General features: G+C 46.3%; 9 protein-coding genes. 6 read left to right on the top strand and 3 right to left on the bottom strand.

The genetic code is table 11. The features are described from left to right. Window positions 1-18 precede the first annotated feature (18 nt). Window positions 19-789: a substrate-binding periplasmic protein gene (locus tag CSH92_RS03305; protein WP_100656164.1), complete on the top strand. Its 771-nt coding sequence runs from the start codon at window positions 19-21 to the stop codon at window positions 787-789. 63 nt (window positions 790-852) lie between these two features. On the opposite strand, the gene rdgC is transcribed toward CSH92_RS03305, so the two are convergent. After that, window positions 853-1767, bottom strand: coding sequence for a recombination-associated protein RdgC (gene rdgC, locus CSH92_RS03300; protein WP_100656163.1), 915 nt, complete (start codon window positions 1765-1767; stop codon window positions 853-855). A 95-nt stretch (window positions 1768-1862) separates the two neighbouring features. Continuing rightward, a complete protein-coding gene (locus CSH92_RS03295; RefSeq protein WP_100656162.1) occupies window positions 1863-3587 on the bottom strand; it encodes a sensor histidine kinase in 1725 nt (574 codons plus the stop codon). Between the two features lie 205 nt (window positions 3588-3792). Here CSH92_RS03295 and phoB point away from each other — a divergent pair, with 205 nt between their 5' ends. From phoB to CSH92_RS03270, 5 genes are all read left to right on the top strand, one after another. After that, window positions 3793-4482, top strand: coding sequence for a phosphate regulon transcriptional regulator PhoB (phoB, locus tag CSH92_RS03290; protein ID WP_100656161.1), 690 nt, complete (start codon window positions 3793-3795; stop codon window positions 4480-4482). A 35-nt stretch (window positions 4483-4517) separates the two neighbouring features. Further along, the gene (phoR, locus tag CSH92_RS03285; protein ID WP_100656160.1) at window positions 4518-5831 is read left to right on the top strand and encodes a phosphate regulon sensor histidine kinase PhoR; all 1314 of its coding nucleotides are present in this window, start codon (window positions 4518-4520) and stop codon (window positions 5829-5831) included. Next, window positions 5828-6829 carry a PstS family phosphate ABC transporter substrate-binding protein gene (locus tag CSH92_RS03280; protein ID WP_100656159.1) on the top strand — a complete coding sequence of 334 codons (1002 nt, stop codon included), beginning with the start codon at window positions 5828-5830 and terminating at the stop codon, window positions 6827-6829. Before phoR ends, CSH92_RS03280 begins: the two co-directional genes overlap by 4 nt. 136 nt (window positions 6830-6965) lie before the next feature. Then, window positions 6966-9731, top strand: coding sequence for a hypothetical protein (locus CSH92_RS03275; protein ID WP_100656158.1), 2766 nt, complete (start codon window positions 6966-6968; stop codon window positions 9729-9731). Window positions 9732-9817: 86 nt separating this feature from the next. Further along, on the top strand, window positions 9818-12478 hold the full coding sequence (locus CSH92_RS03270; protein ID WP_100656157.1) for a TonB-dependent receptor domain-containing protein: 2661 nt from the start codon (window positions 9818-9820) through the stop codon (window positions 12476-12478). A 62-nt stretch (window positions 12479-12540) separates the two neighbouring features. Here CSH92_RS03270 and CSH92_RS03265 read toward each other — a convergent pair whose 3' ends face one another. Further along, on the bottom strand, window positions 12541-13167 hold the full coding sequence (locus CSH92_RS03265; protein WP_100656156.1) for a TetR/AcrR family transcriptional regulator: 627 nt from the start codon (window positions 13165-13167) through the stop codon (window positions 12541-12543). Between the last annotated feature and the right edge of the window lie 58 nt (window positions 13168-13225).

Genomic DNA, 13225 nt, shown 5'->3' with positions numbered 1-13225 from the left:
TCGATATGAGAGGTTCAATTGCGCAATATAATTTGCCAAGGTTTATTGGTCATTTGCACCCTTGTCATCGGGAGCTCCCTTTGTCGTGCCGCTGAAACTCCTCCTCAATTACGTTTTTATTCTGAAATTGTTCCGCCCTACTACTGGTTAGATAAAGACGGTCGCCCACAAGGTGCAGCATTTGAACTCGCGCAAGCGTTACTGGCTGAAACCCAAATCGATGCTACGATTTCGCATTTGCCGTGGGCACGAGCTATCGTTGAAGCCCGTCAGCATCCGAACATTGTGCTGTTGACTGCACTAAAAACGCCCCAAAGGCTCGACTCATTACAGTGGATCGGCAAAGTTGGGGTTGCCGATGCGCATCTCATTGGCTTAAAAAATCGTCAACTAGAGGCGCTGGATAATATTGACCAAGCAAAGTCACTGCGAATAGCGACTATCCGCGGCTATGGCGCAGCCAATTATCTTATGCAGAAAGGGTTTGTTGAAGGTGAAAATCTCACTTTATTCGTGCGTGTCGAACAATTGTGGTCAATGCTTTTTCTTGGTCGTGTAGATGCGGTGTTGATGAATTTCACCACAAGTCCTTTTGAAATCATTGCGGCTGGACACGATCCTGATGCAGTTAAGCCGTTGCTACACATTGACGAACTTACTGTAGACTTAGAAATGGCAACGGGAACGAAAACACCAGTCAACACAGTCATGGCATTACAAAAAGGCTTGGCAGAACTGAAAGCGACTGGTCAGTATGAACAGATCATGGCTCGTTGGGGGCTAAACTAAGCGACCTTGTCTACCCCCAATATTAATAGTCAAGCCACTAAAGTGTGGCTCGGAATGACCCGGTCAAACTTCTTTATCAAGCTGAAACATTGCCTTGAATGCTTCCATAAAGGCCAGGATTTCACCCGACATTAGCGCAAAATCAGCATCCAGTTTCGCCGCCAATTCATCCTTAGGAATGTCGGCATTTTGCTCCTTTACTACATCGGTAAATTTCAAGCGTTTTATGGCACCATCCTCTTGGATAACGCATTGTAATCGCTCGTCCCATTCGATAGCGACTTTCTGTAACAATTTGCCAGAATTGAGATGCAACTTGATTTCATCACTGAACAAGTCTTGATGTTTACAGCGAATAATTGCGCCATCATCGTTCACTGATTTTAATTCAGCTTCGTCCTGCAGAATAATCTCATGTGGAGGCTTATCACTGACCCATTCTGTGAGAGCTGCTTGCAGGCTATGGCGCACCAGCGGAACCACGGGGAGCGACCCCAAGGCCTTGCGCACGTGTGCGAGAAAAGCTTCAGCGGCACCATCACTGCTGGCATTAACTAATACTAGGTCATGTTGCGTGGCGATAAACCCATGGGTGTAGCTATTTTTCGTGAATGCTTGTGGTAACAAACGCGTGATGATCTCTTGACGTAAATCGGATTGCGCTTTCTTGCCCACGGGGCTGCCGGTTTCTGCTTCGATAGAAGCAACTTTCTCGGCAAGTTCTGCGTTCACCACAGATGCCGGTAAGATCCGCTCTTGCTTCTTCAGACATATCCAGTAGCGACCTTCTACTACATGGCATAGCATACTGGCATTACGCATGCCGGAGGCAGCGAAAGGAGGTTCAAACCCCATGCTGGCAGTCTCATGCTTGCCGCAGGGGCGAAAAGCAAGTTCGCCTAGGCTGGATTCAACGGATTCTGGATCGAGCGAAAGGGGCGTATTCAAGCGATACGCTTTTAGATTTTTAAACCACATGTTGTTTTAAATAGTTGCAAAAATTGAGGACGCGCATGGTAGCACAAGCCCACTTCACTTGTCCTTGGATGCTGGAATTATTAAGCGTACTTTCTTTAGCGTTGCGGAAAGCGAATGATGTAATGAAGGCCTTTGCCAGGCTCCGAAGTAGCCTCTATTTGACCATTAAGCGTTTGTGTCACTAAGTTATAAATAATGTGGGTACCTAAACCACTTCCGCCTTTAGCGCGTTTAGTAGTAAAGAAAGCATCAAATAAACTGTCGAGATACTCCGGCTTCAAACCGATGCCATTGTCTGAATAGCGCAGCTTGATATCATCCCCAAGCAACTCAACATCGATGTCAATAGTGCCCTTAACTTGATGTTCAAAGCCGTGATTAACCGAATTCATGACTAAATTAGTGATAATTTGGGCAATGGCACCTGGCGCACAAAATATCGTCAAATTTGGATCGCAGGTAACATTGATCGTATGTTTGGCGTGTTTGAAGCTCGGTTTTAGCGATTGCAGAATTTCATTCAAATAATCGAGCAGGTTAATGGTGCGCTCGGCTTCGCTAGTTTGGTCGACTGCGACCTGCTTGAAGCTGGCGATCAACTCTGAAGCGCGATTAAGATTATTCATCAACAGTACTGAAGTTTGCCGCGCCTCTTCAATAAAACTACTTAGTTGTGATTGGGTGATGGATTTTTCTTCAAATGCTTCTTGCAGTCGGTCGATACGTTCTTGTAAGAAACTGGCAGCAGTGACCCCAACACCCAATGGCGTGTTAACGTCATGCGCAATGCCGGCGACTAAACCACCCAACGACGCCATACGTTCAGATTCAATTAACTGATTCTGCGCGGCTTGCAAGGTATCCATGGAACTAGCTAATTCATCATTGCGTTTACGCAACTCTTGTTCAACATACTGACGGTTATCAATTTCTTGGCGCAAATCCAATTGGCGACTCAGTAGCTCGTCTTTCTGTGCCTCCAAGTCCAACATAATTTGACTCATCGCCGCTGTTTTCTTAGCAACCTCTTGTTCTAACAGGAGGTTTTGGTCATCGAGTTTACGATTTGCGCGTTTTAGCTCGGCTTGAGTTAATTGTAACTTTTCCTGAGAGGTAATTAGGTCATCGATGACGTGGTTGTAAGAAATTTGCAGTTGCTTAAGCTCATTGTCATCCTCTAGTTCCAGATTGAGCTTACTGTCTTCGAGGTTATTCTGATCGAAGTTTTGCATTTGCTCGGTAACTGAATTAAGTGGAACTGAAAGCATTTTCCTGAAGGCTGTCACAAACAAAAAAATCAGAAACGCAGTTTTGACCATGGCGTTACCGACTAAGAAGAAAATGCCGACTTCGATACGGTCAAGTACAATCTCAAAACTGGAATACAAAGCGACATCGCCCACTTGGGATTGGCGCCCAGAAAACTCAAAGACTAATGGAAAACTGTAACTGAAAAGCCCGCCTTGGTGATTGCGTAAACCCTCCAACCCGATGGCTGCCGCAATTTGTGGCGCAGTTCGCCCCAATTCAACCACGTAGGTACCAGACTCATCACGGATGTGAACACCTTCTATAATGGGTAGTTCCATTAATCCTTGTGCAATCGATATGGCTTGCGGATTATTCAGCTCCCAAATAGCGCGCGTCAGACTGTCACTGAAGGTACTGCGCAAGGTTTGCAGTTCATCTTCAATCTGACCTTTTGTACTGGCATATTCGGCAATAATTTGGGTCACAGTGACAACCAACGTCAACACGAAATACACCGAAAAAACGCGTGTTAGTAGTTTGCGAGAAAGGCTAGGTGACCCCAACGACATAGCTTCCTTAATCTCTCGTCACGTGGATAGGTTAATTTGAAGAATATGCGTAAATGCTTCAATTAACAAGGTTTGCTGTCGAAAGTTTAATCATTGTCTGAAACAATGGAAGGTATACGCCTTGACTTGAGAATTATTTCAATTTAATAAAAGTGTCACACACTGTCACAATAATAACGGCGTTTTTATGAACAGAGCGACAAGTATGTCTAGAACGGTATTGCTAGTTGAAGATGAAGCGCCGATCCGCGAAATGTTAAAATTGGTGTTGGAGCAGGCGGGTTTCAAAACGGAAGAAGCAGAAGATTTTGATATTGCTCAAGCGAAAATTAAAGAGCCTTATCCCGATTTGATCCTATTAGACTGGATGCTGCCCGGTGGAAGTGGCGTGCAGCTAGCTAAAAGTCTCAAGCAGCACGAATTTACCCGTGATATACCGGTAATAATGTTAACTGCGCGTGGCGAAGAGGATGACAAGATCCGTGGTCTGGATGCAGGCGCTGATGATTATATTACCAAGCCCTTTTCGCCGAAAGAATTGGTGGCTCGAATCAAAGCGGTCATGCGTCGGGTGACGCCTACCAGTAAAGAGGAACCGATTGAGTTTAATGGTCTTATCCTCGAGCCTGTATCACATCGTGTAACGGCCAATGATGAACCGGTCGATATGGGGCCAACAGAATTTAAACTCCTGCATTTTTTCATGACGCACCCGGAGCGGGTTTATAGTCGTGAGCAGTTACTTGATAACGTGTGGGGTACTAACGTTTATGTAGAGGATCGTACCGTAGATGTGCATATTCGTCGTTTACGCAAAGCCATCGGTGGCCATGGCCATGATAGTATGATCCAAACTGTACGTGGCGCAGGCTATCGGTTTTCAGCTAAAATATAACTATCCATTGCGCCGCATTCGGCCAAGAGGTTTTTGTGTACTACCCTTTTTCATGGCTAAAAACCACACTCATTGTCACCGGTTACGTGGCAATATTTTGGGTGCTCGGCTGGTATGTTGACGCCATGCTGGAAGTGCTCTTAATTGGCGCGGCAGGTTTGTTACTGTGGCATTATGCGCAGTTGTTTAAACTCAATAAATGGTTGTGGCACAGCAAGAAAATGTCTCCTCCCACAGCAATTGGTGTGTGGGAGCACATTTATGAGGGGATTTATCATCTTTCACGCAAGAACCGAAAAAAGCGCAAAGAATTAGGGCAATTAGTTAAACGCTTTCGTGAAGGCTCTGAAGCGTTACCTGATGCGGTTGTGGTACTTGATGAACAGGCGAAAATTGTTTGGTGCAATCGATTGGCTCGCATTGACCTGGGATTGCGCTGGCCTGACGATGCAGGACGGCGAATCGACAACCTGATCCGACACCCCAAATTCATCGAATACTTCCATGCGGGAAATTACCGTTATCCCATCGAAGTGCCTTCGCCAGCCAACATTCGTAAGATTTTCGAATATCGGATCATGCGCTACGGTGAAGATCATTTTTTATTAATCGCCCGTGACGTAACGCGAGTTTCACAGTTAGAGGATATGCGCCGTGATTTTGTTGCCAATGTGTCGCACGAATTGCGCACTCCGTTAACCGTGATCAATGGATATTTAGAGCTATTGCCCAGTGACCCAGAGAATGATCCGCTTACTGCGAAAGCGTTAACCGAAATGAGTGCCCAAACGTTGCGCATGCGCAACCTGATTGAAGACTTATTGATCCTGTCGCGGATCGAGTCAAGTGCAGAACGGATCTACGAAAACACGGTCAATATGGCGCAGTTAATAAAAATTATTCGGCATGAGGCTGATACCCTGAATCAAGAGCGCGGGCATACCATAAATTACCACATCGATGCGGACATTGAGGTGTTTGGTGTCGAAACAGAATTGCGTAGCGCATGTTCTAATTTAATCTTTAATGCGATTAATTACACGCCGGAGAACGGGCAGATTGATGTGTATTGGAAGCGCCATAAGGATGGCGTGCGGTTTGCGGTGCGCGATAATGGCGACGGGATTGAAGAAAAACATTTAGCGCGTTTAACCGAGCGCTTTTACCGGGTTGATAAAGCGCGTTCACGCAAAACGGGTGGGTCTGGTCTTGGTTTATCGATCGTTAAACACGTATTGAGCCATCATAACAGCGAATTAGAAATCGCCAGTGTGGTTGGCGAAGGCAGCGAATTTGGCTTTACTCTTTCAGCAGAGTTAATCAAATCCACAGACGTTACGCCGGCATGAGAATTAGCGCCTTAATTTGTGCCTTATGGTTTAGTGTTACGCATGCGGCACAGCCGTCAGATTCAGGGCCCCAGCCCTATCAGCGCTACCCTGGGGTGGACGGTAATTTAACCTCAGTCGGTTCAGACACCCTTGCTAACTTGGTGGCAGGCTGGTCGCAACAATTCAAAACTTATTACCCGCATGTAAAAATACAAATTCAAGCCTCTGGCTCAAGCACTGCACCGCCTGCGCTGACCGAAGGTACTGCCACCATCGGTCCAATGAGTCGCCAGTTGAAACTGAGTGAATCCAGTGCCTTTCAGCGTAATTATGGTTATGCACCAACGCTTTTATTAGTCGCCGTTGACGCAATGGCCTTATTTGTTGAGCGTAAAAATCCTCTTATGGCATTGAGTCTGCAGCAGGTCGATGCGATCTTTTCACAAACCCGCTTTTGTGGAGCTCCAGCATCAATTGAGCAGTGGGGGCAGTTAGGTATTGATTATTGGGGTGCTGAGCATCCGATTCGTTTGTTTGGCCGAAACTCAGTGTCGGGTACTTATGGTTTGTTTAAATCCATGGCATTGTGTGATGGCGACTTTAGAGCCACAGTGAATGAACAACCCGGCTCCTCATCAGTGGTGCTCTCTGTTGCATCATCACGCGGCGCCCTCGGCTATGCGGCCTATGGTCACAAAACCGCAGGGGTAAAAGCACTCGCGCTAATTAATAACGCGGGTCAAGAAGTCGCCTTAACGCAGGAAACCGTGCTGAATGGCCGTTATCCATTTACCCGTTTTTTATACATCATGATCAACAAGGCGCCGAATCAACCGTTACCTATTCTAGAGCGTGAATTCTTACGCTTAGTCTTTTCTCAGGAAGGTCAAGCATTAGTGCGCGAAGATGGTTATTTCCCAATTCCCGATGATATTCTGGCGCGACAGTTGCGTTTACTGTCGAATCAAGAAGCTGAAGCCTCCGATTTTATTTTGGAGCCTATTGCGAAGCGTTGATCGCGTTTTTTTTATTTCCTTCACCCCTCACTATGTGAAACTTTTGTGACATTTTTCACTTGTAACAAATGTGTCACTTAGCTCTATTACTCTGCTTGCGTTTTTTAATTAATATAGCCCTGATTTGGAGTTAAGAATGCAAGTTAAGCACCTTTTTAAAGCGTCAGCGATCGCGACAGCTCTGGTACTTGCCGGTTGTGGCGGTGATATCAACATCAGCGAAGGCGATATTGATAACAGTGTTGTGAACAACGTGACTAATAACAATGGTGATAACGGTGGTACTCCTACACCTCCACCGGTGACAGACACTGCTCCAGGTGAAGCTAGTACATTCCTTAGTAACGAAGTATCAGCGGCATTTGGCCGTGACGTTAGCGTACGTGTTATTACAGGCCGTTTAACCGACGCAGATGCGACCAACGGTAAAGTAACCCTAACAAACGATACAGTTTGGGCACTTGAAGGTCCGGTTTTCGTCGGTGGTGATAACACTGACAGCACAGTACTAGAAATCGAAGAAGGTACGGTTATTTTTGGTCGTACGGGTAACGACTACTTAGTGGTAAGCCGTGGTTCACAAATTGAAGCGATGGGCTCAGCAAGTGCACCAGTAATTATGACGTCTTTCGCTGACGTATTGGGCGACGAAGTGGGCGCCGGCCAATGGGGTGGTGTTGTTATTTTAGGTAATGCACCGTCAAACAAATGCCCGCTCACGGGAGAGTGTTCATTGCAGGTTGAAGGTGTACAAGAAGGTGCGGTCTTCGGTGGCACTGATGAGACCGACAATTCAGGGACCTTAAATTATCTTGTGGTTAAGTATGCCGGCTTTGAAATTGCTCCTGACAACGAACTCAACGGTATTACATTCGGCGGTGTCGGTTCAGGCACTACGGTTGACTATCTTCAGGTTCACGCTAATGCCGATGACGGTGTCGAGTTCTTCGGCGGTAATGTTAATGTTAAGCACTTAGTACTAACAGGCATTCAAGACGACAGCATCGATTGGGATAACGGCTTTAAAGGTAAGATGCAATACGTTTATGTGGAACAAGATCGCGCATCAGGTGATGCGAACCGCGGTATCGAAGCGGATAACGATGGCTCAACGCCAGATATCGAGCCACAGTCAAACCCAATGATTGCAAACTTGACCATCATCGGCAACAACTTCGACGGTGAAGATGATTCTGAAGGTGTGTACTTGCGTGAAGGCACTGGCGCACAAATTTATAACATGTTAGTGACTGGCCCTGCGGGCATGGGTGAGTGTTTCGAAGTTGAGAACTCAACTGAATCACAAGCTAACCTAGGTGATGGCACAATTACCATTAGCAACTCTGTTATCGCTTGTGCCAATGGTGAGAGCTTTAAAGCCGACACTGCAAACGGTGCAGTAGATCTTGAAGATTGGTTCTTAAATGTACAAGCCAACAACTTTGTTTCTGAGTCTGTAGGCCTTAATAATGATGGTACACCAACAGCAGAAAGCCCACTGTTAGGTGCAGGTACAGATGCATCACAAGTGGATGGTTTCTTTGAAGCTACTGACTTTATCGGTGCACTGGATAACGGTGCTGACTGGCGTCAAGGCTGGGCCTTTGGTTTCGGCGGCGGTGAAGTCGGTGTCGTTGTAACTGAATCAGGCTGTCCTGCGGGAACCACAACCATCGCATCAGTCGACGGCGTAACGACTACCTGTGAAGTATCTGGTCGTATAACGTCTGACCTGACTCTTACTGATGGAAACTTATACGCACTTTCTGGAGCTGTTTTTGTGGGCGGTGATAACGTTGATAGCGCTACCTTGACGGTTGAACCAGGTGTTACGGTATTTGGTGTTTCAGGCAATGACTATTTGGTCATTAGCCGTGGTTCTCAAATCAATGCGAATGGTACTGCTGCTGAGCCAATTACCTTCACGTCACGCGATGACTTGGTTAATAACGCCGGTGCAGCGGGTCAATGGGGTGGTATGGTTATCTTGGGTAACGCGCCATCTAACAAGTGTCCAACTACTGGCGATTGCTCACTGCAGGTGGAAGGCGTGCAGGAAGGAGCGGTATTTGGTGGTACTGCCACTGACGACAACTCAGGTACATTACGCTTCGTCCGCGTCATGCATGGTGGTTTTGAGGTTGCGCCTGATAACGAACTTAATGGTGTAACCTTTGGTGGCGTTGGCTCTGGTACAACGGTTGAATATCTACAAGTACATAAAAACGCTGATGATGGTGTTGAGTTCTTCGGTGGTAACGTTGACGTTAAATACCTCGTATTGACTGACATTCAAGATGACAGTATCGATTGGGATAACGGTTATCAAGGTCGCATGCAGTATGTAGTCGTTAAGCAAGCTACAGACGACTCTGATGCTAACCGCGCAATCGAAGCCGATAATGACGGCTCAAACCCAGCAATTGAACCACAGTCAAACCCTGCCATCGCGAACGTAACGATTATCGGCAATAATTTCGATGGTGCAGATGATTCTGAGGGGGTTTACTTGCGTGAAGGTACAGGTGCTCAACTCGCTAACTTTATCATCACAGGTCCTGCTGGCATGGGTGAGTGTTTTGAGGTTGAAGGTTCTTCTGAATCGCAAACGAACCTGGGCGACGGCACAACGACCTTTACTAACTCAGTGGTTGCCTGTGAAAACGGTGAAAACTTTAAGTTCGGTGATGGTGACGTAAACCTAGAAGATTGGTTCTTGAACGCACAAGCAGGTAACTCTGTTGAAGCTAACGGTGCAGCGGTACTAGACGGTATCTTCAGCATTAGCACTGCTTCGCCTAAAGATTTCTCTGGCGATGCATTCTTCGATAATGCCGACTTCGTTGGTGGTGTTAAAGCGGATGCTAATTGGACCGCAGGCTGGACAGTTGGTCTAGAGTAAGGTTTGTTATTAACTAACCACAGTGAAAATACAGCGCATGCTTGCATGCGCTGTAGCTATAATAACGCTTTAATATGAGGTTAATAATGAGCAAGACAGCACAGCGTTTTCCGTTTAATCGCGTATCGGTTGCGATTGCTACGGGGTTGTTGTTGCAACCATTCACGACCGTTGCACACGCACAATCTGCTGCAGATGAAGATCAGGTGATTGAAGAGGTTGTGTCCACTGGGACGCGCCTTAAAGGAACCGCAACTGCGGTTTTAGAAGAGCGTAAGAATCAAGCGTTCGTAGCAGACATTCTCGGTGCTGAGCAAATCTCGCGTACAGGTGATGGTGATGCTGCATCAGCACTTCGCCGGGTGACGGGCCTAACGCTGGTTGATGGCAAGTTTATTTATGTTCGTGGTCTGGGTGAACGTTATTCGAGTACGCAGTTAAACGGTGCATCAGTACCTTCACCGGATCCAACACGAAACGTTATTCCGCTGGACTTATTCCCTTCCGATATCATTGAATCATTATCAGTGCAAAAGGCGTTTTCGCCGTCAATGCCAGCGTCGTTTGGTGGCGGTAATGTGGATATCCGCCTTAAAACCATTCCCAGCCAATTTATTTTTAACGTGGGTGGCAGTATCGGTGGCAACACCGAAAACTTCGACGATGCCTATCAATACTCGGGTGGAAGTAACGACTGGGAAGGACAAGATGACGGTTTCCGCGCTGCGCCACGCGCTATCCAAGAACGTTGGGACAGTAGAAACTTTCTTGATAATTTAGATCCTGCCGTTGCTTTGGGTTTGTTTAATGATGTGCAGCGCAACTATGACCCCAAGCTAGAAAGTGTCAATCCTGATACCAGCTTTAATTTAGCGGTGGGTAACAGTTTTGATTACAATGATGACTTGCGTTACGGTTTCTTGTTCACTGCTGGCTACGACAATTCGGTACAAGTGTCTGAGCAGTTCTTAGGTGAACAGCAAAGCCGTGATGGCGAGAATATTCGTTTCTTGCGCTTTTTTGACGAAGTGGATGCGACCGAGAAATCGGTTAAATGGTCGAGCTTATTGAACTTAGGGATTGACTATAAGCGTAATCACCGCATTGATTACAGCTTGGTAGCGCTTAATGACACTCGTGATGAGTTGCGTGAGAAGATTGGTAACACCAACAATATTCAATTGGTTGACGATCAACGAGTACGTGACGTTGAAGTTATCTATGAAGAGCGCCAGATGTACACTAATCAGTTGCGTGGTGTGCATACATTCCCTGAACTCGGCTTCTTAGGCTTTGACTGGAAATACTCACTTGGACGTTCAAATCGTGACGCACCGGGTAACTTCCAATCACGTTTTATTTTGGAAGATGAGAATCAAGATGGATTCTTTGATCGCGAACTGGAGAGCAGCTTAAGCAATGCCCCAACGGCAGCGCGCTACTCTTTCCAAACCTTGCACGATCGGGTTGAAAACTACGGCTATAACTTCAACTTGCCTTACTATGAAGGTAAGTGGGAAATGGAATTCAAAGCGGGTGCTGATTTTATCACCAAAACACGTTCGGCAGAGAATCGCCGTTTTGATGTCAATACGCGGGCTTTTGTGGATTCCAGCTTACTCAATGGTTTCGTATTTTCAGATATATTGAGCGACGAAGTATTGGCTTCGGCAGATTTCTCGAATCAGCCAATAATTCGTGATACCACGATTGCAGGAGACGATTATCAAGCGGGACAGAAGATTGATGCTTACTACATTGAAGCTGATCTATTCTATGACAACACTTGGCGTCTTAGTGGCGGAGTTAGATTTGAAGATTTCCGCCAAGCAGTTGTGCCGTTTGACCCGCGTACTAATCAGTTCGACATTGTAGATGGCGCAGATCGCAGTCAATTGGCGTTTGTTGAGGACGATTTCTACCCGGCCTTAGCAATTACCTATTTCATCGACCAAGACATGCAAATACGCGCGAGTTACAGTCAAACTGTAGTTAGGCCGGATTTACGTGAGGTTTCTTCGGCAACTTACCTAGATCCGTTAACGGATAATCCGATAGCAGGTACACCGGGTGTGCGCACTACGTCAGTGAAAAACTACGATATTCGCTGGGAGTGGTACCGTGAAGCAGGCAATAACCTGTCAGTCGGTTTGTTCTATAAAGATATGACCGATCCGATTGAGTCAGTACAATCGCCAGCACAGGATGGACCCCCGCTGATCCGGATCGCAAACGCTGAAACCGGTGAGTTATACGGGGTTGAAATCGAGTTCCTGCAAGGCTTGGAAGTTATCGGTGATGGAATTTGGGATAACTTATTCTTAAGCGGCAACGTTACCTTGAGTGACTCTGAGATCAAGCTTGATCCAGTTGCCATTGAAGAGCAAACCGGCGTATCGGCCGCTATCACTAATACGACTCGCCGCTTAACTGGTCATTCAGAGTACGTGGTAAACATGCAACTCGGCTATGATTCGGATAATGGCGAGCATTCAGCCTCGTTGGTATACAACGTATTTGGGGAGCGGATCATTATCCCGGGTATTGATTTCTTCGATGATAACTTTGAACAACCATTCCATTCATTGGATATGGTTTATAAGTATTATCCAGACTTTAATACAACCGTGACGTTAAAACTGCAGAACATTTTAGATGAATCTAAAGAGTTGGAGTTTGAAGGGGTAACCTTCCAGTCTGAAACGCGCGGAATGGGCTTTAGTTTATCGTACAAGTACGATTTCTAAGTAACAATATTGTGTCCCGTAAAAAGGCCGGTGCATGTAAATGCGCTGGCTTTTTTATTTCTTTAGACGTAGTAGTGTTGTAGCAGACTGAGCGTTTTGTTAACGACATTTTGCACATGAGCCTCGCGCTCGGCGTCACTCAGCACGTAAGGTAAGTTCATCAAACTGCGCATATGCCAGTGCCCTTTCAGCAGTGTGTAAAAATCTATCGCTAATAACTGCGCCTGCTTCTTCGTTAGTTGAGTTTCTTTGGCGCTAAAGATAACTTCAGCCAAAGCTGTGACACTGGCCTGAGGGCCGGCCTGATAAAAGAGCTCAGCTGCACGCGGGGTATTTCTGGCTTCGGCGATAATAATCGAAAACATATCCACTACTGCTTGGTCTTGAAACAGCGCTAAGAAGCGAGTGGCAACCACAGTTAAGGCGCTTTTTAATGAACCATCATGGTCGGCTAAGTGTTCGATTTTGATCAGGTATTCTTCGCACTTGAAGTTGATCACGGCTGAAAACAGTGCGTCTTTATTACTAAAATGCGAGTAAACTGTTTGCTTAGACACGTCTGAGCGCGCTGCAACCTGTTGCATTGAGGTTTGTTGGAAACCATGCTGCAAAAACAATTCGGTCGCGGCTCGTAAAATGGCTTCTCGTTTTTCTTGACTTTTAGGGCGTCCAACGCGTGCTTGTTGCATAGTTTACTTGTGGATTCCTGACTTAATAGACTCGCCGGTTTAGCATTTAGTGTAGCGC

The organism is Neoalteromonas flava, assembly GCF_002807685.1.
Lineage (GTDB): Bacteria > Pseudomonadota > Gammaproteobacteria > Enterobacterales > Alteromonadaceae > Alteromonas_E > Alteromonas_E flava.
The sequence above is the reverse complement of the archived record's forward strand: the minus strand, read 5'-3'. Positions and strand labels throughout refer to the sequence as shown.

Coding starts and splice junctions, on each gene's coding strand:
- CSH92_RS03270 (WP_100656157.1), top strand. CDS start 9,818: ATGAGCAAGACAGCACAGCGTTTTCCGTTTAATCGCGTATCGGTTGCG.
- phoB (WP_100656161.1), top strand. CDS start 3,793: ATGTCTAGAACGGTATTGCTAGTTGAAGATGAAGCGCCGATCCGCGAA.
- CSH92_RS03280 (WP_100656159.1), top strand. CDS start 5,828: ATGAGAATTAGCGCCTTAATTTGTGCCTTATGGTTTAGTGTTACGCAT.
- rdgC (WP_100656163.1), bottom strand. CDS start 1,767: ATGTGGTTTAAAAATCTAAAAGCGTATCGCTTGAATACGCCCCTTTCG.
- CSH92_RS03295 (WP_100656162.1), bottom strand. CDS start 3,587: ATGTCGTTGGGGTCACCTAGCCTTTCTCGCAAACTACTAACACGCGTT.
- CSH92_RS03265 (WP_100656156.1), bottom strand. CDS start 13,167: ATGCAACAAGCACGCGTTGGACGCCCTAAAAGTCAAGAAAAACGAGAA.
- CSH92_RS03275 (WP_100656158.1), top strand. CDS start 6,966: ATGCAAGTTAAGCACCTTTTTAAAGCGTCAGCGATCGCGACAGCTCTG.